Below are 20,694 nucleotides of genomic sequence, written 5' to 3'. Positions count from 1 at the left end.
GATCGAACAGCTGCCAATGCTTGTAAATACTGGTTTTTTCAGTGATTTTTGTGATTGTAAGGTTCGCGGGCGGTTTTGTAAGGTTCGCCTATCTACCACATAGCAAGAAACGAGGGGCATCATGTACTATAATCTCATCGCGTCGGCGGAGGAGAGTACGGTACTCGCACAGTATGTGCGGGAGGAGCGTGCACCGTACGGGTCGTACCAGTCGGAGGCATCACTGGAGCGGGCGCTCATCCGTCTGCTGGAGGAGGAGGGCTATGCATATCTCCCTATTCACGATGAGGCGGAGCTGATCGCAAATCTCCGCACGCAGCTCTCGGTACTGAACGACTATGCGTTCACGGATGCGGAGTGGGAACGATTTTTCAAGACCTCAATCGCACCCGCGAGTGACGGGATTACGGCGAAGACGCGTCGCATCCAGACGGACTATATCCAGAATCTGCGGCGTGATGATGGTACGACGAAGAACATACGTCTGATTGACAAGGAGAACATCCATAACAACCGACTGCAGGTGATCAATCAGTATGCGGTGGAGGGTGGTGCGGACGCGGGGGAGCATGCGGCGGCACATACGAACCGCTATGACGTGACGATTCTCGTGAACGGGCTGCCGCTCGTGTATCTGGAGCTGAAGCGGCGCGGTGTGGAGATCCGTCAGGCGTTCAACCAGATTCGCCGCTATCAGCGGGACAGCTTCTGGGCGGGCGCAGGGCTGTACGAGTACGTCCAGATTTTTGTGATCTCGAATGGGACGAATACGAAGTACTATTCCAATACGACGCGTGCGAGCCATATTCGCGAGATGGATGCGGCGGGGCGCAAGGCAAGCAAAAAGACGAGCAACAGTTTTGAGTTCACGTCCTACTGGGCGGATGCGGGCAATCGGCTGATTACCGACCTCATGGACTTTGGGCGGACGTTTCTCGCGCGGCATACACTGCTTGCGCTCCTCACGCGGTACTGCGTTTTCACGACGGAAGAAGTGCTCATGCTCATGCGCCCGTATCAGATTGCGGCGACGGAGCGGATTCTCAGCCGCATCAAGATTTCGTCCAATTACAAGACGTGGGGGCGCATCGAGGGCGGCGGCTACATCTGGCATACGACGGGCTCGGGCAAGACGCTGACCTCGTTCAAGACGGCGCAGCTCGCCTCTGCAATGCCGGAGATTGACAAGGTGCTGTTCGTGGTCGACCGCAAGGATCTCGACTACCAGACGATGAAGGAATATGACCGCTTCGAGAAGGGGGCGGCGAACGGGAACACTTCGACGGCGGTGCTTGCGCGGCAGCTTGCGGACGATGGAGCGCGCATTGTGGTGACGACGATACAGAAGCTGTCGAATTTTATCCGTCAGAACAGGACGCACCCGATCTATGGCAAGCATGTTGTGTTGATTTTCGATGAGTGCCACCGCTCGCAGTTCGGTGAGATGCACACGGCAATCACAAAGGCGTTCAAGAAGTATCACGTCTTCGGCTTCACGGGGACACCGATTTTTGCACCGAATGCGGCAGGGGCGGGCAAGCCGTCTGCACGGACAACGCCGCAGCTGTTCGGGGACAAGCTGCACACCTATACGATTGTGAATGCGATCAATGACGGCAATGTGCTCCCGTTCCGTATTGACTATATCAATACGATGAAAAGCAAAGATGATGTCGATGATAAAGAGGTGCGCGCGATTGATCGGGAAAAGGCACTCGCCGCACCCGAGCGCATTCGTGCGGTGACGAAATACATTCTCGCGCATTTCGACCAGAAGACGATGCGGAGTAAGGCATACTCGCTCAAGGGGCAGCGTGTGCTTGGCTTCAACTCCATGTTTGCCGTCGCGTCGATTCCTGTCTGCATGGCGTACTACGAGGAGTTTCGCCGTCAGCTGAGAGAGGCGGGGCGGAGTCTCACGATTGCGACCATCTTCAGCTATGCGGCGAACGAGGACGATCCCGAGGATGCGCTGCCCGATGAGGACTTCGATACGGCGGGGCTTGACCGCACGAGCCGCGACTTTCTTGATGATGCGATTGCGGACTACAACGCGCAGTTTCACACGAATTTCTCGACGGACGGCGATTCGTTCCAGAACTACTATAAGGATCTCTCGCAGCGGATGAAGAAGCGTGAGATCGATCTCCTTATCGTGGTGAATATGTTCCTCACGGGCTTTGATGCGACGACACTGAATACGCTCTGGGTGGACAAGAATCTGAAATACCACGGGCTGATTCAGGCATTTTCGCGCACGAATCGGATTCTGAATTCAGTCAAGACGTTTGGCAACATTGTCGCATTCCGCAATCTGGCAAAGGCGACGGATGATGCGATCTCGCTCTTTGGCGATGAAAATGCCGAGAGTGTCGTGCTCCTGCGCGGCTTCCGCGACTACTATGATGGGTATGACGATGAAAAGGGGCAGCATCACAAGGGTTATGCGGAGTTGATCGCGGAGCTGCGTGCGAAATTCACGGTCGGAGAGCAGGTCTTAGGCGAGGTGGCGCAGAAGGACTTTGTGCGGATCTTCGGCAGCATCCTGCGTCTGCGGAACATCCTCACGGCGTTTGACGATTTCGCGGAGGACGATCCTCTGTTGCCGCCCCGTGATCTGCAGGACTACCAGAGTGCCTACCTCGATATACACCATATATTGACGGGGCAGGGGAATGCGGAGAAGGAGAATATCAACGACGATGTCGTGTTCGAGCTGGAACTCATCCGGCAGGTGGACGTGAGCATCGACTACATCCTCATGCTCGTGGAGAAGTATCATGCTGCGAACGGCGCGGACAAGAGCATCATCGGCGTGATCGACCGTGCCGTTGGGTCGAGCCCGGAACTCCGCAGCAAGAAGGAGCTGATCGACGGATTCATTGCGACCGTCAATACGGATACGCGGGTGATGGAGGACTGGCGCAGATACGTCACGGAGAAGAAGGAAAAGGCACTTGCCTCCATAGTCGCGGAGGAGAATCTGAAACCCGACGAGACAGAGCAATTTGTCGCGAGCACATTCCGCGACGGCCGTCTCAAGACCACCGGCACTGCTATCGACGCGATCCTCCCGCCCGTGCGTCGCTTCGGCGGCGGGCGTGCCGCGAAGAAGCGCAGCGTCATTGAGAAGCTGAAGGACTTCTTTGAGAAATTTATGGGGCTTGTGGGGGAATAGGTCAGAGGAGGCACAGCATGTCTACTAATCGATATACAGAGAATTTATACGGGGAAGAACGTCATCTGATCCAGCAGGCGGAACGTGAAAAGCGACTGGTGTTTTTTGTTGGAGCCGGTGTATCGATTCCTTCCGGTATGCCATCATGGGCAACGGCGATAAAACAGATAAAAAAAAGAATGAAGGGAATCCTGCAGGACGATGCGCTGAAGATTTCGCAATACTATTATGTTCAACACGGAAAACGCGATTATACCCGTTTGATGTGGGCTGTTTTCAAATACCAGAAAACCTTGCCCACGAATCATATACATCGTGAACTTTTTAAGTTTCAAGTAAAAACGATTGTTACAACGAATTACGATCATTTATTGGAAGAGGCTGCAAAAGAAAACTATCGTGTGTTTGATGTGATCGGTCAGGATTCTGATCTTGCTTATGGCTTCGCAGAAAACAAGATTATAAAAATGCATGGTGACTTTGAACATGATAATTTTGTTCTCAAGGAAGACGATTACTTACACTATGAACGGAATTTTCGGTTGCTGACGGCATATATCAAGGCTCTTATCGCTGAAAATACGATGATATTCATTGGCTATTCCTTTAACGATCCGGACTTGAAACAGATCTTTTCGTGGGTCAAAGATGTTCTGGGACGTGATATGCCGCGTTCCTATATGATTGTGACGAAGACAGCGTATTCCGAGGCGGAAGCGAATTACTTTAAGAACTTTGGAATCACTGTGCTATATGCTAAAATGATGTGTGAAGCCCCTGAACATGAAGAGCAGTTGGTTCAAATGCTCCAATTTCTGCGTGAAAAAGAGGAGCAGACAATGGCAGAGAAAATATATGATACCTTAAAACCATTGCAGGATCTGAATTATGTTCATGGAAGATACATAGGACAACCATTTTTGGCAACTGGCATCTGTTTGGATAACAATCGACTTGTTGTAATCGAAAATATCGGATTTAGAATATTAAACTGGCTTTCTGCTTTTGGAGGGAATGTTGAAATTCCTTATGAGGAAGATGTGTCAGATGAGGACAAAGAATACTATAGGGAAATCTACGGAATCCTTGCAAAAAGTAGTGTCTATTGGCATGTGCGTGACGAAAAAAGGAAAATTATAACAGTTACCCCTCGTATGGGCAAAAACACAAATATGGATAAAATACTCTCTGCAATCGTGGAATATGATATACTTGAACTGAAAAAAATGAGACAACGAAATGACTCCATGTTAGCCGCAAATCCTGTGCTATATGTAGAGCAGGCAGGGCTTTCCTACTATTTGGGAGAATATGTGGAAGCGTACCGATATTTACAGAAGGGCACGAATATTTTCTATCAACAGAGGAAGTATGTCTGGTATTTTATTAGTCTGTTGAATCGAAAATATTTAGCAAGGATAATAGCTCGAAAATCATTTTCACAGTATTCGGAAAAGGAACAGAATGAGATCTGGCAGGATGCAGATGCGATAGATTTAGATAAAATATTTTACTCCCTACCGGATATCGGAAATGAGGACAATACATTCCTTCGAGAGCTGTATACATTTCAGGTGTTTTACTCATCACTTCTTCCTGTGCAGAAAAAAGCAGAGGAGGCACTGAAAGAATCACGAACATCGTATTCCCTCTTTGCAAAAATACCTGCGATTACGGAGCTGCGTCAATATGTTATTGAGAACTGGAATTATCTGGTTCAGAACTTTATTCTTCTGGATCAGTATATAGAATTTTCCTCCGGAATCCGGCAATATGTGTCCAGTCTGTTGACGGCAATGACAGCCCCGCAAATAGTGGGCAGAGAAGAGTCGTCCTTCGTTGATGCCGTCGGAAATATCCAGCCAGAGGAGCTGGATGCAATGGATATCTACTTCATATTGCGATATCTACCCTTGGAAGATATGAAGTTTATTTTCTCGCAGAGCGAGGAGGATGTTCAGATCAGCATTAGCGATGATGGCGTTAACAGGTTAAGTCATATTCTGTCGAACTTACCTGATATAGATGTAGTTGAACGAAATGAACTCTTTGAAAAAATCCTGTGCCTTTCCTGTCATAGTGCACGGCTTCCGGCATTGCTACTGACAGTGCTTCAGGCGCTGGTAAATCATGTCGGAAATATCGCACATCGCCAGGTGCGGATGGCGATAACAGATTTCTTCGCAAGTGCATTGCAATGTGAGGATCTGGTGGACGATGAGAATAACGCGGAACAGTTGCTTCATGAATTTATAGAACAACTTTTGTGTGTCATCGCCGAGAAAAATATCGCTATAGATGAAATAGAGTGTTTGCTCGAACGGGCGTTGTATTTGCAAAAAAAGCTAAATAATGTCGGAGCGTTCAAGAGCGGATATGTATCTGATCTAATGGCACAGGAGGATCTTGATGTCTTGCGCATCCTGTATCCGTACGTGGATGATGATACGAAAACGAGTATTTCCGCTTTGGCGCAGCGGGAAGAGTGGGATTTCACGATGTTGCCTGATCGACCGACAATGAATGCCAGAGACTTGGACTTAAGTGATCTGACGGCGTCGGAGAGGCTTGCAGACATTTACAGGCGGGATCGGTTGGGGCTGTTTTGCAGGCTGTTAAGTGCGAAAATCTTGCAGCCAAACAAAGAGGTGGAGGAACAACTCCTTGCAGTTCTGCCAAAGGTGCGGGATGATCGGGAAGACACTTCTCCGAGTTCTTATGACTATATTTTTAGTTGTATTACGAATGCATATCTCGCGGATGCTTTTATCGAAAAAGAACGAATACGTGAGTGTATCAGAAAAACCAATATTGCTGAACTTATTTGGGTCGTTGATTGGGAACGCTATGACTATAGCCATTTTCAATGTGAATGGCTTGCATATTGTTCAGAGAAGCTGTTGCAGACGATGGGAGGGAATGAAAAAGTGAGAGGGTGGATTCAAAAAGCCGTACAGGAACAATATCTGAATGGGAAAATAAAGAAAAATATTCTCAAGATATATTTCAATTACTTCGTGGGCTGATAGGGAATACTTCCGTTGCAGTTTTATGCTGTGCCCATTTGATCCAACGATCCAACTCTTCCTTTGCCGCATCTGTGCCTGGCGCCATGCAGTACGGCGCACTTCATCCAGTGCTTAGGTGCAGGACAGGGAAAGTCAACTGGCAAGCTCTTCGAATTCCTTTGTGAAGCGGGAGTCGTGTCGCGTCCATGGGACAGAAGCTGTGATAACGCCATGCTCAGGACTACGACACACAACATATCTGTTATGATATAAGGAAGCGCTGATAAATTCAACATGATCATCTTGGCGCATCTTTTTTGCTCGCACTTTGCCCTCGATTCTCCACAGAGTGTCGCTCTGTGTCCGGCTTGCCTCCTTGTTCGGACGAAAAATCTACGCCAATCGGACGGACTTCATTTTATCAGCGATTCCTATAATAAAGCTACACAAAAGTGAAAGAAGGTGCAGGACAACATGGAACAGCAACGCAGATGGAATTTTCCGTCCAACAATTTTGGGCAGATTTTTGGGATTGCGGATTCCGGCGTGGAGACGTTCAAGGGAACGCCGATCAAGTCACTTGCACGCGAGATCTGTCAGAACTCTCTGGATGCCAATGATCAGAGCGGACAGGCGACGAAGATTGAGTTTAGGTCGTTTCAGATTGCACCATCGAATATTCCTGATTTCGCGGGGCTTATAGATGCACTGAAGCGTTCGCAGGAATTTTGGGCTGCCCAGAAAACGGACAAGGCGAAGGTCTTTTTCGAGACAGCGCTGTCTGCCACACAGCAGGCGGAAATCACCTGCCTACGCATCAGTGACTACAATACGACGGGGCTAACGGGGGTACAGGAAGAGTATAACTCGGCGTGGTGCAATCTCACCAAGGCGACCGGTGCATCGGACAAGAGCGGTAGCAATGGAGGCTCGTTTGGTATAGGGAAATATGCCCCCTTTGCTTGTTCTTTGTTTCGGACGGTGTTCTACAGCACTTCGAATATGGAAGGGGCGTCTGCCTGTCAGGGGATTTCGCGCCTTACGTCGTTCAAGGGCAAAAACGGTGAGATCACGCAGGGAATCGGGTTCTATGGCGGAGAGAAGAATTCTCCCCTGTATGAGCAGATTTCGTTGGACATGCAGCATCAACGTGATGCAGAACAACATGGGACGGATCTCTTCGTTATCGGTTTTCGGGGAGGCGAACATTGGCGGGAGCAGATGGTCGCCTCTGTTTTGGATGGATTTTTATACGCCGTTTATAATGGGACACTGGTCGTGGATGTGGACGGCACTGTCATTCAGAAAGAAAGTCTCCCCGCGTTGATTGAGTCCTATAAGCCCTATTTTCAGGAGCATGCAGATGAGTATTATCAGGCATTGGTGGACAATACGGTGGCGTGTACCTTTGAAAAGGAGTTTTCGGAGGATCCCGAAACCCGTGGCAGGGTTGTGCTTCGCCTAATGATTCTGCCGGGCTTTCATCGGCGTGTTGCGATGGTGCGGCAGACGGGTATGAAGATCAAGGACAAGGGACATATCAATGGGATCATCCCGTTTGCGGGGGTACTCTATATCGAGGGGGATGCGCTTAATTCGTATCTGAGGGCGCTTGAAAACCCGCAACATCTCGAGTGGGAGGTGGAACGTGCGGAGAACCGAAGTAAGGCAAAGAATTTGCTCGCACAGTTTACGCGCTTTATTCGGGACGGACTTGATCAGATGCGGAATGATAACAGCGAGGAGGCGTTGGATCCGCCGGTTGGCGAATATCTGTCTGCCAAACAGGAGGAGCCACCTGCGCATGAGGAGCGTGCAGAGCGGCTGTCGGATACGATTCAGGATGTTAAGATCCGCGTGACCGAAACCAAGCCGCCGTCTGCCGATGCGCAGAGCACTCAGGAGGAGAGTACGCAGGAAAACGATGACGCCGGAGACATCGAAGTTGTCGACCGCCCCGGTGAAGGTGGGCGCGGGGGAGAGCATCCCGGTCAAGGCGGAGGGGATGGAGGCGGGCATCGTCCCGGCGACGGGGGCGGCGATATCCCGATCGAGCACAGAAAGTCCCTGTCAACGATTCCAGCGAGCCGCGTACGAAATATGGAGCGTGACCGATCTAAGGGATTGTACCGTATCATCTTCACACCGCGTGTTTCTGCAAATAACGGTGTTCTTGAGCTGTTCATGTCGGCAGAGTCACAAACGTATGATGCCAAGATACTGTCAGCGGTCTGTGCGTCGCAGCCAGATCTTGTTATCGTGGGCAATAAGATCCGCAATATCGCCTTTACCGCAGAGCAGGCGCTACAGATTGACGTCCAACTCGACTATCACGACTACTGTCCGATGGAGGTGCGAGCATATGGAAATAAAATATAAGCTCTATCCCTATCCTGTTCTTTCCACCTATTCCGATGACTACAAGACTGGTGAGTTCAGCGCACTGATTGAGCCACGCAAGGAAGGATATGATCTGAAGGTCGATTTCACCGCGACGCTCACCAACGAAGCACTCAGGGCGTTGATCCGCTCGGAGCAGGCGAAGTATGTCTATCATATGGAATGCGCACAGACGGGCTTTCGGAAGGTCTTTCAAACAGGAAAGTCGATTGCCTCCGATTTCCTGCCGGACAAGCAGCTCAGCGGCAAGCTCCAAATCTGTCCGTTTGTTGTTGCGGTTAAGGATATCCGTAGGTATTCCAGTAGCGATTTTCATGAGGACTATCACGGTGTTTCCTTTGATATCGAGGCTGGTTGCGTCCTGGCAACGGGGCAAATGGCGACGATTTATGTCGCAAAAGACAGGGACGAGCTGGAACAGGTGCCGTCCATTTTCAGCATTATGCGCAATCCAGATGAGTCATGCAGACATATGGTTGTGGATTATTCCGGCAGGAAGATTCTGATCAAGCTCCCGCTTGAGGATTATTACAGCTATAAACAGTTAAGCAAGATGCCGCAACTTGAGACGCTACTCAATGCGCTGACGATTGTGCCGGTGCTTGCCCACGTTCTGTCTGAGCTTAAACGAATACCTCCGCTGGAACGCGAGGAGAATGACGAGAACTTATGGTATCGTATTCTATCCAAAACGTTGGCAGATAAGTTCGACTGTGAAATTGCCTCGGAGGAATTTGAGGAGTGCGATACGCTCGTACTGGCACAAAAACTCATCAATGATCCCGCTTCGGGGGCGTTTCGGCTGCTCGTCAGTGGGCTCTTCGGAGGAGATGACGAATGAAGCTGCAATTCGTGAGCTATGACAACATCAACATCATCAAGAGCAATCTCCCCGTTTGGGCGGAGCGGTTTCGGGCGGATTCGTCCGATTGGCTGGTAGCGGAGCTTGAGCAGCCTCTTTTTGTCGATAGCCGGTTCAAGGAGGTGCCAGACTTCTCTCTCGTCATGTCCGCAGAAAAGCCCTTTCAGACGGATGCAGAAAATGCAAAGCACGTCTATGAGCAGCTGAGCTTCCTGTCGGATGCGCTTGCGTCGGATGAGCGGCTGTGGGCGGGACTCTGTCTCGGACCCTTTTGGAGCTATGTCAAATATCGCTGGGATATCGACGCAAAATGTACGGAGCGTCAGATCGTGCAGCATTTTTTCTTCGGCTTTGGCACACGGCGATCCCTTACACGCAATGCCCTCTCACGTCTTTGGTGGATCGGGCGGCTGACCTATGATAAAACAAGAAGCGATCCGTGGGAGATGACGAAATTTGTGTGTGAGAATGCGGACTACATCATGCACATATTGGAGCGTAACACCTCGAACAATCCGTCAATCATACGTGGCTTCTTGTCCGCCGTTATGGATGCTCGAAAAAATGGGATGCAGATGGATACCAACATCGTTGGAGAACTCGCGAAATATCTCAACCTGTTGGGTGGGATCTACATTCTCGACTGTCTGCCCGAGGAACGGATCTATGAGAAAATATATGCCAAGGCGGAAGAAATAAGCGTGGTAGCGGAGTCTGTAGAATAAAGAAGCGAGGGATGCGCTCTCATGGAGGCGACCCTCGCTTATTCATTTGTGCCGGTATCCAAAATGCGGATCAGGCTCTTTGCGATCGCCTTTGCCAAAAAGGGGGGAACGGCATTTCCAACCTGTTGATATTGGGCATCCTTTGTCCCTTCGAATACAAAGGAATCAGGAAAGGTCTGCAGACGTGCCGCCTCGCGTATGGAGATGGCGCGATCCAGTACAGGATGGATCCACATGGACTTTCTCACATTGACCACCGTTCCGCATGGTTCGTCATAGCAGAGGCGCATATAGATCGTATTTTGCGTGCGCGCAGTATCTGTATAGGTGGTCTTGAGCGACGCATTGAGATCGTGGAAGTTCTGCCCCTCCCGCAACGCGTGGAATCGCGCCAACGCGATATCGCCTGTTGCCGGTGCCACATGATTGTAGAGTCTCGCTCCGCGCAGATTCTTTGCCAGTACGGAGCCCCCTTTTTGCGGCAGGAGTTTGACAGAATCCGCATGGACATCAATGGATGGTGCAATCTCCTGCAGATCACCGATGGCATCGCGTACCGTTCGATAGGTGCTCTCTCCAAAGTATGTCGTTGGTGGCGTATATCCCTCTTTACAGCCTTCTGATAGTCCGATGAGGATAAAGCGCTCTCTCTTTTGTGGTGCGCCATAGTGCAGGGCGTTTAGCGTGTGTTCATACAATGTATATTTATGCGGTGCGATGGACAGCATGGTTTTGATATAGTCGAGTACGGCATAGGATTTCACTGCGACGACAATCCCGCCTTTCTCTTCGCGATAGTCAAAGATGTGGATATTATTCTGTGCGAGTTCTCTTAACTTCAGGAATGACTGTTGCAACAGAACGGATATCTCCATATGCCGTATCATTGTGGAAAAATCGATTTGTTGCTCCATATATGCGAGCAATCCTTCTGCAAAGGCAGTATCTTTCGCCCGTAGGGGCACAGGGATTTCGCCCGTCGCCTCCATTTCTGTGAGGCGTTTTAGGTGCGGGAGAAGCGCCCTCCTGTGTTTTTGCAGAGAGGTATCAAATTTTTCCTGATTTTTTCGAAAACGGTAGAGCGTATAGATCGCCTTATAAAAGGGCTCCTCCCAAAAATAGGAATCGTTGCTGCCTCGAATAAGCGCAAGCACTCCGTCGAAAGAACCCTTTGCAGGGAGTATCTCAAGAGACTCATCTCTTAAATTCATCGCCATGATATATTCGTTGTGTAGATCCGTTTTGTCCACGAGGAAACGGTGAACTTTCGAGCGCAGTGCCGCAACATTCTCCATGACGAATGCGGTCGGCTGTAACGCATAGATCGCATGGACATATTCTTTTACGAGCCTGTTGTTCATATTGATCAAACTTGTGCGTTGACGGTTGGCATTGGAAAAGCCCTGACATGGGGGACCCCCGATCACAATATCGATTGGTCCGAGTTCGTCTTTCAATTCTGCGTAATCGATTTTGCAAACATCCTCATAGAGGCATGTCGATTTGAAATTCCTCTTGTATGTCTTGCGTGCATGTGGGTTGAGCTCTGCTGCTGCAACAATATTTATCCGATCGGTTTGCCGGAAGCCTAGACTCAGACCGCCAGCGCCGGCAAAGAGATCAATGATGTTATATGTCTTGATGAATATCACCTGATTTCTGCTTGTCAATATAGCAATATTAGACGATTTGTCGAAAATATGCAAGGAAAAGCACTTTTGCGATCTTTGATAAGAAGTAAGCAGCTATGAGATTGACGAAGCGTATTTTATGAGGTTTACTCAAACTTCGCACCTCAAAAACATACGTCAAGCCATGAAAACTATGACCCTATCGCTGGAAAAACATATCCCCTATACACATTTTCGCAGGTTTTGTGCCAACAGTATCGGCAGTTCCGCCAGAAAGCCTTGTAGCAGTTCTTGTATTTCTCCCTCATCCAGAAGCCTCCACTCTTGCAGTCGTGTGGCAAACAGCGCCATGAGAAGCCGTACTGCTTCTATGTAACAGACATCAGAAAGCTCGTCGATTGACAGATAGAACAGTTCTCCGATACTTCGGTCATCTTTGGATTCCCGTTGCTCCACCGCCAGAAACATGTACCGTGTAAACACGATGGAAACATGTGCAGTCATCGCATCGTATGAGAGTGCACGGCAATCCTTCTCTAAGCGCAAATAGCTCTTGCAGACCTTGAAAAACACCTCGATCCCCCAACGCTTCCCGTAGATGCGGATCACTTCCTCCTCCGTGAGGCTCATATCCGTCGTTACCAAGACCAGCCAGTCTTTGCGGTTGTTACGGTTGCGCACGAAAACGAGACGCACCGGTAAGGATTCGGCTCCCTTACGGACAGCGGCGTCGACCGACAAGAGATACTTCGAGCGACCACGCCGCTTTCGGTGTTTCCTGTAGATTGCCTTTACATCCTGCATCACACCTTCATGGAGATAGTGAATCTTCTCCGTTTTCTTTGCCATCGCGACGACCTCATAGCCAAGTTCATGGACAGACAAGAGCGAGGTCGGAGAGCAGAACCACGTGTCGAAGAGGACATGACGTGCAGGAATCGCTGCCTCCTTCGCTTCTTGCAGGAGACAGAGCATGACCTCGGTTGCCTTTCTCTGGGCAAGTTTTCTCCCCTTGCCGCCGTTCGTGCGAGCATCCACTTTCTCGGAGGAGGGATTCAGACGGTTCTTCCGGTTCTGTGTCGACAGGAGCGTATGGCTGATGGGCAGGAGTGTATTGCCGTCCGACCAGCAAAGCGTGAGCATACGGAAGCCATAGGAGAAATCCTTTTTGGCATGGTCGTAAAGACGTGCCAAAAGTTCAACCTTCTTGGAGCGGGCACGGTGGTAGATGGAGTCGTCGAGAATGAGGACGTTGACACGATCCGCGCTCGTCAAGGGTGCGATGGTGGATTGGATGATGGTTGCAGCGAGCAGTGTGGTGAACCTGCGCCAATGGATGCGACAGGAGTTCATGAAACGGTAGAAGGTATCCTTGGCAAAGGGGACAGCACCGCGTTGGAGGTGAATCTGCATGAAGAAAGAGCGATGCGTGAAGACCGTAGAGAAGGCGATGAGGAAGATGCTGAGGACCGGAAAGCCACCATGTTTGTAGGCATTCGCAGAGCGCAGAATACGGCTGACGTGGTAACGTCGGAGGAAATATTTTATTTACCCGAAAGCTAGATATTTCAAGGCTTACAGCACATTATTTATCTGCGAAGTTTGAGGTTATAAGAAACATATGGAAATGTGAAAATCTGTCAGTTATAACGGATAAGACTTCTTGCACGAAAAATTTCGGCTCTACTCCCGAAGTATCCGAACAGGAAGACCGCATTTGGGATGATCGCTATCGCTCTGCGATGGCAGACGATGGGCGCGTTCTCCGTCAGAGTATCTCTGACAATGTCATGCAGCTGCCAAGTCCGATTGCCTCGATGCTCGACATTGGCTGCGGGATGGGCGATATGGTCATGGCATGGGCAGATCGCGGCATGGCTGCGACGGGGCTTGACATCTCTGCAGAGGCAATCCGGCATGCGGAAGCGGCTGTACAAGCCGCACAGAGGAGGATGGCGGTCAGAGGGAACGCATGACCATTCAAACAGATGCTGTTTACCGTATGCTGACATGGGAGATATGAGCCGCCCCATAGAACAACAAATCCCCCGTCGCGCATTTGCGCGGCGGGGGATTGTTCGTGAGAATATAGGGGAAAGGACGGCACTGTCACGCGTGCATCAGGTGATGGATGCGCGGTAGATGCTGTCGATTGCCTTCTTGAGGACGGCGTTGAAGTCATGGTCACTCTGCGAGAAGCGCAGGTCCTGCGCGAGGGCACGGGAGAAGCTGGCGATGAGTCCGTGGTTGCGCGCGAGCTTTTCGTTCGCGTCATCCATGGTGTAGCCGCCGCTGAGGGCGACGACGCGGACGACGTGGCTGTCCTTCATGATCTCGGCGTAGAGATTGTCGACGGTCGGGATGGTGACCTTGAACATGATTTTGGCTCCCTCGTGGAGCTTCGCAAGATACTCCTGGATGACGCCGAGCATGATCTCCTCCGCCTTTGCCTTGTCGGGGCAGTGGATGTCAACCTCGGGTTCGAGGATGGGGACGAGTCCCTTGTGCGCGATCTGCATACCGACGACGAACTGTTGGTCGATGATGGCGCGAATGCCGTCCGGATTTGCCTGCTTGATGACGGAGCGCATCTTCGTGCCGAAGATGTGGCGCTCGTTCGCGCGGTCAAGCAGCGCGTCAAGCCCCGGGATGGGCTTCATCAGCTGAACGCCGTTTTTCTCGTCCGCGAGTCCCTTGTCCACCTTGAGGAAGGGGACAATGCCCTTCTGATTCCAGAGAAAATCTGCCGTGAAGAGGTTGTCGATCTTGCGATCCATGGTGTTCTCAAAGAGAATTGCCGCGAGGATCTCGTGCTTGTCGAACGAGGGGCTCTTGATGATGCGCGTGCGCATCTCGTGGACGCGCGTGAACATCTCCTCCTCGCCGTTATAGGCGCTCTCGTCGACGCCGTACGCCTTGAGCGCCTTGGGCGTGGACCCGCCGCTCTGGTCGAGTGCCGCGATAAAGCCCTTGTCATGCTCCATGCGCCTGAGTTGTTCCTGATTCATTGGGCATACCTCCTAGTGTGTGAACATATGAGAGAGGGGAAAACTCCCCTGTTGAATTCTGTCCTTATTATAACGCAGTTGAGAAGAGAAATCAATTATTATAAGAGGATTTATCAAAAATAAATGTATTTGTGCTTGACCCATCCGCTGAAATATCGTAAGGTAACGGCATCGTATCTATGGGGAGGATTCCGCTGATGCACTTATATCATTGGATTCAGGCGAAGGTGTTCAGTACCTATGAGGACTGGTGCCTGAAGTGCAGTTCGATGAACCGTCACGGCTTTCATATTGTGGGGATTGAGAACGAATTGAAGTCCATGCGGGACGGAACGAATATGTTTGTGGAGATCTGCCCGCCGCACGCGGTCGAGGGCTGCACGTCGATGAAGGCGTTCGGTGGGAAGGCTGCCGATCAGGTGGTGCTCACGCTGGAAATCGGCGGGAAGAAGCATCGCCGCACGGACCTTTCCTATGACGACGCGGCGCGGATCATGAAAGACTTCGTGCGAAAAGGAATGCTCCCCGATGTCGGGGCATATGAACCGACCGAGGACGATCCCAAAGCGATTGCAGACGCAGTCACTGCGCTTGCAAATATTCTGCGTGTGGATGCGGTAGATACGAAGCAGTTGCGAAAAAAGTTACAGGCGAAAGGTTCCACAGGCATCGACGCCGCATGGGCGGGGCTTTACAAAAAACTCGTGCGCAGCGGCAGGGCAGTGGAGCTCGACTGGAAGAGTGAGAAGGAAGATTTTGTTGCTGCCGTGCAGTCGCTGACAATAGATACGGGACTTGCTGTTGACGGAGATATGCTCGGTGAGGCGGACGGGATTTCTGTCTGGAGCAAGGCAGTGAATGCGATGTGGAAGGATCATGTTCTTGCCGCGATGGATATGAACAACGAGGACTATGTCTTGCTCGTTTTGACGCGGGCAGACTTTGCGCGCGCGTCAGAATATGCGCGCGTCCTCCTGCATAGAATTGCACGGGCGGAGGAGATGTAAGGCGATCTGGGTGGCGCGCAGCAAAGGTCGTGTAGAAAAAGTTACGAAACTACTTTTCTTTTTCTTATAAATACCTTATTATATAAAAGTGTTTTTTATCGGTCAGTGATAAAGGAGAGATAGCCTTGTATCATGTGCAGCTGAAGATTGCCTTTATCGGCATTGCCGAAGATAAGGTTGCGCTCTGGAAAGGGATTGCACCCAAGGAGCATTTCAGTCATAGCTTTTACACGATTTGCAAGGAAGAGGATCTGGTTCGGGAACTGGCGGATGAGGAGCAGCTGCTCGTTATCATGGATCGAGCAAGTTTCCTGTCGCCAAGCATGGTTCGTAAGGCAATGCCGGCGCGTGACAGTCTGCTGATTCTCTGCGCCGACGATCCGGATCAGCTGCAGACCGAGGACTATGAGGCAGTCGACGATATCTGGGTGAATGATGGACCGGCACTGGCGCGGTTTCACTTCGCCAATGTCCTGACGCGCATTTCCGAGCGTAAGCGCGCCTGGCTACAGGAAACATGGCTGCAGGCGACGATCAACACGCTCCCTGATATGGTCTGGTTCAAGGATCTGAAGGGCATTCACCTTGATGTCAATGACGCTTTTTGTACGGCGGTCGCGAAGGAAAAGGCGGATGTCAGAGGTCGGGATCATTACGATATCTGGGACATTCCGAAGGAAGTCTACGAGGCGAGCGACTATGTCTGCGTTGAGACCGAGGACGAAGTCCTCGCCGCTCGGACCACCTGCCTGTTTGATGAAGAGGTCATGAAGGCAGATGGCAATCTCAGCAAACTCAAGACATACAAAACGCCGATTTTCGACGGCGATACGATCATCGGCACGGTGGGCATTGCGCGTGATGTCACGAAGGAATACGAATATCAGCAGAATATCGTTTACATGGCGCTGCACGACCAGCTCACAGGGCTTGCAAACCGGCGTCAGCTAGATGAATTTTTGTCCAAGCTGGAGACGAATGAAATGGTTGTCGCTTACCTCGACTTAGACCATTTCAAGTCGGTGAACGATACATACGGTCACTTGGCGGGGGATGAGGCGCTCGTACGAACCTCCGATTTGATCAAAAAACATTTTCACGATACGCTGAATGTTCGTATCGGCGGCGATGAGTTTCTCATCATATTCACGGATGGCGTGGTAGGCGAGGATATCCCGGGGCGTATGCAGGGCTTCATTGATGATTTCTTTGAGTCGTTCAAAGCGGATAAACGGTTCGGCGTCCTGTCGGTCAGTGCGGGCATTGCCGAGGGGAAAGTCGGGCATGGCTCGTTTGACCTGCTGTTGCAGAAAGCGGACGAAGCACTCTATGAGGCGAAAGAGGCGGGGCGCGGTCGTTATGTGATCAGCCACCGCGACGAGCATGAAGTGATCCGGTAGGGAAAATAGGGGCGCTTGTAGCGATACCGCTGACATAATGACAAGGGCTGCCCTACGAAGTTTTCTAGCTTCGTAGGGCAGCTCCTTGTTTTTGTATTCCTTAAACCGCGTCCTCGTACGACCAGCCCGCCCATGAGGCGGCGAGGGCGGCACGTGCATCCGCATCGAGTGCCTGCCAGTCGACGAAGCTAACGCGGCGGCCGGCTCTATCGAGTTGTTCGCGCCGGAACTTCTCGGCTTCTTCGCCGTAGGGGTCGACGTCCTTGTTCAGATAGAGGAGTTTCATGGAGGTGTAGTGCGGCTCGACCTGCTCACCGTGGACACTTGCAGTCCCTTCCGCATGAACGCTCGTTCCAACGCCGAGGTCGACATCCGCCCAGATGATCTGGGCATCGCACACGATGCCGTAGTGATCCGTTGTGCTCGTCCGGCTTTCATCGCGCGGCATTCGCTGCGTATCGACTGTGTATAGATAGCGTCCATCTGACTTGCGTCCGTTGATGTGTAGGCGTGTGAGGTCGGGGAACTGCGTGTTCGCATTATTGATCGCGTACGGCTCGAGCGTTGTCCCATCCCTACTGATCTCATACGCCGCGCCGTAGACCTCACTCGGATAGTTCTCACAGAGATATTGGAGTCCCTTTTGCTGCTCCTCTGAGATGCTGTCCCCTGCATAGTAGAGCGGATCTTTGTTCAGGAAATGCCGACTGATGAGCAGTTCGAGCCGTCCGTTGCGGTCGAGGTCGGTGACGGCGGCGTAGAAGGTATAGTGACTGCGCTCCGCCATGCCGCTCTTTAGGATGCTGTCCCATGTGTGATACTGGTCGTTGATCTCCTGCTGTATCACACCCGATGCCGCCATGACATCGAGCTGCGCTTCCGTGTCAATCGCTGCGGGTGCGGCAGCGGCGGATGCCGTCAACGAGAGTGCGGCAAGTGCTGCGCCGAGCGATTTTTTGAGCGAGATTGTCATTGTGTGCCTCCTTTTAATGAATGGCTATCCCTTCCCGTCCATAGCGCCGTAGACAAAGCCTGCCCATGAGGCGGAAAGCGCCTCGTACGGGTCGCGGTTGAGTTCGTCGCCGCTCACCCAGCGGATGGAGCTTGGCGGCAGGAGTGCCTCGTCAAAGGTCTGATACAGATAGGTCTGCTGAAAATTCCGTCCACTCATATTCGTATGGGCGGGATCGCCGTCAAAGACACTGGTGGAGACGTGGATTTTCCTGCAGGTGGAGGGGCTGTCCACGTCCCGATAGCTGCCTTTTTCCACGGCGAGCAGCTGACAGCGCAGCGTTCCATGGTCGAGTGCGACGCGCTGATAGGACGCTGTATAGGAGTAAGAAGGGTCATTGCCCGTGAAGTAATCGCTCAGGGAGACGGTCACGGTGCGGACATGATGCCAGCGCGTGCCGTGCTCGTCAATCTCACTGAGGGGTTGGAGGTTCATCAGATCGGGCCAATCGTAGCCGTTCTCTGCGCGGAGGCGTTCGAGCCGTCCGTCCGCAGAGATCTCGTAGGCGGACAGGCTGATATCAATCGGGATATCCACAACACCCGCCGCATGGGGACCGGATATATCCATCAGTGTCATCGCATGGCGTACGAGCAGCTCAAGGCGACCGTTGGCATCGAGGTCGGTGACGGCGATGTGCGTCAGGCGGGGGTTGAAGCGTCTGAGATAGGGAAACGGTGCCTGTCCCTTATCCCAGCGCGCGACGAACTCATCCTTCCACAGCGGCTCTGCCTCCGCGATCATCTGCAGCTGTGCCTCGGGGCTCGGCGCGGCTGCGGCGGGAGTGGGGGCGGGCATGATGAGTGCGAGGGCGGCAAGTGCCGCGAGTATGGTCTTTCTGAGCGAGATATGTTTCATCGCGTACCTCCTTTTGTGCAATCGGTTATCCTTTTCCGTCCATAACGCCGTAGACAAAGCCTGCCCATGAGGCAGCAAGGGCTTCGCGCGGATTGCGGCTCAGCTCATCAGCGCCCATCCAGTATACGGCGCAGGACGGCGTATAGATGTGCGTAAAATACCGATAAAACGGGCTCTGTACGAAATCTTCATGACGCATCCCTAGATGGGCGGGGTCGCCGTCGTAAATATATGCGGAGGAGGGAACTGCCTCGACGCGGTCGATGTCATAGACGTTGTAATAGCCGTTTTCCTCCGCGCACAGCTCACAGCGCACCACACCGTTTGCAATGGCGAACCGCTGATAGGCGACGGTATAGCTGTAGTGATTGTGCTCGTCCCTCGTGATGGTGCTCGTGTTCATGTTGTACCAACGCGTATTGTCGCTGTCGATCACATTGAGCGCCAGCCCGGTCAGATCGGGTGCGCCGTAGCCGTTCTCCGTCTCGGGGAGGCGTGCGAGTCGGCCGTCCGTGCCGATCTCGTAGACCCCCATGGCGAACGCTGTGGGGATGGTGCGGAAGGGATAGGGGGTGATGCCCTCCTCCACGCTCGTCATGGCGGCATGACGGAAGAGCAGCTCCAGCCGACCGTTGCCGTCGAGATCGGTGACGGCGAAATACGTGCGAGTGGGGTCGAAGGAACGCAGATGCGGCTGCGGTGTATTGTCGTCATCCCCGCACATGATGAACTCGCTTCTCCAGAGCTTTTCCGCCTTGGCGATGGCGTTCAGCTGCTTCTTTGCTGCCGCAGGCGACGTGATGTGCTGTGTGGTGGAGGATGTGGCGGATGTGGATGCCGCCGTGAGCATGAGCGCGGCAAGTGCCGCAGCGATTGTTTTCTTGAGCGAAATCTTCATGGTGTGCCTCCTTTGTGTCCGTATGTGGAGTGCCTTTTAGAACTTCACCTCGGGCACGGCGTCCGCGCCCTCCTTTGCCTTGAACTGGGGCTTTTGCGTCATGCCCATGAAGCCTGCGAGGAACATACCTGGGAAGGTCGAGATGCGCACGTTGTACTCGCGCACCGATTCGTTGTAGTCGCGGCGTGCGACGGCGATGCGGTTCTCGGAGCCGGACAGCTCGCGCATGAGTTCAAGGTACTGCGTGTTCGCCTTGAGGTCGGGGTACGCCTCCGCGATGGCAAAGAGGCGGCCGAGTGCGCCCGTCAGTTCCGCGTTCGCTGCATCCATCTGCTCCACGCCCTGTGCGCCCGCGAGTTTCGCACGTGCGTTTACAACCTCCTCAATGATGGACTTTTCGTGTACGTCATAGCCCTTGACCGTGTTCACGAGATTCGGGATGAGGTCGCTGCGCCGTTGCATCTGGTTCTCGACCTGTCCGTAGGAGGCGTCGACGCGGATCTCTGCCTCCTTCAGCCCGTTATAGAGAGAGATGAAGCCGCCGAGGGTGATGAGGATGACGACGATGATGATGACCCCGACGGTCATAGAGCCCTTGTTGTTCATGGTGTAACTTCCTTTCGTATTTTGCCTCAATCGTTAGGCGCCCCTTCCACCGTGCTGACGCACGGTCCCCCTCCCCCGCTTTGGCGGGGGAGGCTTTGGGA

The 20,694-nt window shown here is 52.2% G+C and carries 15 protein-coding genes; 8 read left to right on the top strand and 7 right to left on the bottom strand.

The genetic code is table 11. The features are described 5' to 3' along the window. Positions 1-121: 121 nt before the first annotated feature. The 5 genes from HMPREF9081_RS01450 to HMPREF9081_RS01430 all read left to right on the top strand — a co-directional run bounded on the left by HMPREF9081_RS01450 (position 122) and on the right by HMPREF9081_RS01430 (position 10,173). Positions 122-3,178, top strand: a complete 3,057-nt coding sequence (locus HMPREF9081_RS01450) for a type I restriction endonuclease subunit R (protein WP_006305110.1) — start codon at positions 122-124, stop codon at positions 3,176-3,178. A 17-nt stretch (positions 3,179-3,195) separates the two neighbouring features. Further along, positions 3,196-6,204: an SIR2 family protein gene (locus HMPREF9081_RS01445; RefSeq protein WP_006305109.1), complete on the top strand. Its 3,009-nt coding sequence runs from the start codon at positions 3,196-3,198 to the stop codon at positions 6,202-6,204. 456 nt (positions 6,205-6,660) lie between these two features. Continuing rightward, the gene (locus HMPREF9081_RS01440) at positions 6,661-8,565 is read left to right on the top strand and encodes a hypothetical protein (protein ID WP_006305108.1); all 1,905 of its coding nucleotides are present in this window, start codon (positions 6,661-6,663) and stop codon (positions 8,563-8,565) included. Beyond that, the gene (locus HMPREF9081_RS01435) at positions 8,549-9,427 is read left to right on the top strand and encodes a hypothetical protein (RefSeq protein ID WP_006305107.1); all 879 of its coding nucleotides are present in this window, start codon (positions 8,549-8,551) and stop codon (positions 9,425-9,427) included. Before HMPREF9081_RS01440 ends, HMPREF9081_RS01435 begins: the two co-directional genes overlap by 17 nt. Further along, positions 9,424-10,173, top strand: a complete 750-nt coding sequence (locus HMPREF9081_RS01430; RefSeq protein ID WP_006305106.1) for a DUF6339 family protein — start codon at positions 9,424-9,426, stop codon at positions 10,171-10,173. The genes HMPREF9081_RS01435 and HMPREF9081_RS01430 overlap by 4 nt, the downstream gene beginning before the upstream one ends. 38 nt (positions 10,174-10,211) lie before the next feature. Here the strand turns inward: HMPREF9081_RS01430 and HMPREF9081_RS01425 are convergent, their stop codons facing one another. Both HMPREF9081_RS01425 and HMPREF9081_RS01420 read right to left on the bottom strand, forming a co-directional pair. Continuing rightward, positions 10,212-11,825: a DNA cytosine methyltransferase gene (locus HMPREF9081_RS01425; protein ID WP_006305105.1), complete on the bottom strand. Its 1,614-nt coding sequence runs from the start codon at positions 11,823-11,825 to the stop codon at positions 10,212-10,214. Between the two features lie 201 nt (positions 11,826-12,026). Beyond that, positions 12,027-13,352, bottom strand: coding sequence for an IS4 family transposase (locus tag HMPREF9081_RS01420; RefSeq protein WP_050794992.1), 1,326 nt, complete (start codon positions 13,350-13,352; stop codon positions 12,027-12,029). A 194-nt stretch (positions 13,353-13,546) separates the two neighbouring features. Here HMPREF9081_RS01420 and HMPREF9081_RS01415 point away from each other — a divergent pair, with 194 nt between their 5' ends. Then, on the top strand, positions 13,547-13,780 hold the full coding sequence (locus tag HMPREF9081_RS01415; protein WP_006305102.1) for an SAM-dependent methyltransferase: 234 nt from the start codon (positions 13,547-13,549) through the stop codon (positions 13,778-13,780). Between the two features lie 144 nt (positions 13,781-13,924). Here HMPREF9081_RS01415 and HMPREF9081_RS01410 read toward each other — a convergent pair whose 3' ends face one another. After that, positions 13,925-14,812: a fructose bisphosphate aldolase gene (locus tag HMPREF9081_RS01410; protein WP_006305100.1), complete on the bottom strand. Its 888-nt coding sequence runs from the start codon at positions 14,810-14,812 to the stop codon at positions 13,925-13,927. 197 nt (positions 14,813-15,009) lie between these two features. Between HMPREF9081_RS01410 and HMPREF9081_RS01405 the strand changes: the two genes are divergently transcribed. Together HMPREF9081_RS01405 and HMPREF9081_RS01400 are read left to right on the top strand one after the other, a co-directional pair. Next, the gene (locus HMPREF9081_RS01405; protein ID WP_040394209.1) at positions 15,010-15,819 is read left to right on the top strand and encodes a DUF6630 family protein; all 810 of its coding nucleotides are present in this window, start codon (positions 15,010-15,012) and stop codon (positions 15,817-15,819) included. A 134-nt stretch (positions 15,820-15,953) separates the two neighbouring features. Next, a complete protein-coding gene (locus tag HMPREF9081_RS01400) occupies positions 15,954-17,219 on the top strand; it encodes a sensor domain-containing diguanylate cyclase (protein ID WP_245529907.1) in 1,266 nt (421 codons plus the stop codon). A gap of 100 nt (positions 17,220-17,319) precedes the next feature. Here HMPREF9081_RS01400 and HMPREF9081_RS01395 read toward each other — a convergent pair whose 3' ends face one another. From HMPREF9081_RS01395 to HMPREF9081_RS01380, 4 genes are read right to left on the bottom strand one after another with little or no spacing between them, the layout of a single operon-like run. Further along, a complete protein-coding gene (locus HMPREF9081_RS01395; protein WP_006305097.1) occupies positions 17,320-18,192 on the bottom strand; it encodes a hypothetical protein in 873 nt (290 codons plus the stop codon). 24 nt (positions 18,193-18,216) lie between these two features. After that, complete coding sequence (locus tag HMPREF9081_RS01390; RefSeq protein ID WP_006305096.1) at positions 18,217-19,089, bottom strand: hypothetical protein; 873 nt, start codon at positions 19,087-19,089, stop codon at positions 18,217-18,219. Between the two features lie 25 nt (positions 19,090-19,114). After that, positions 19,115-19,987 (bottom strand): hypothetical protein, encoded by an 873-nt coding sequence (locus tag HMPREF9081_RS01385; protein WP_006305095.1) that lies wholly within the window; start codon positions 19,985-19,987, stop codon positions 19,115-19,117. Positions 19,988-20,023: 36 nt separating this feature from the next. Continuing rightward, positions 20,024-20,593, bottom strand: coding sequence for a LemA family protein (locus tag HMPREF9081_RS01380; RefSeq protein WP_006305094.1), 570 nt, complete (start codon positions 20,591-20,593; stop codon positions 20,024-20,026). Between the last annotated feature and the right edge of the window lie 101 nt (positions 20,594-20,694).

The sequence above is a fragment of the Centipeda periodontii DSM 2778 genome (genome assembly GCF_000213975.1).
Classification (GTDB): Bacteria; Bacillota; Negativicutes; order Selenomonadales; family Selenomonadaceae; genus Centipeda; species Centipeda periodontii.
The sequence above is the reverse complement of the archived record's forward strand: the minus strand, read 5'-3'. Positions and strand labels throughout refer to the sequence as shown.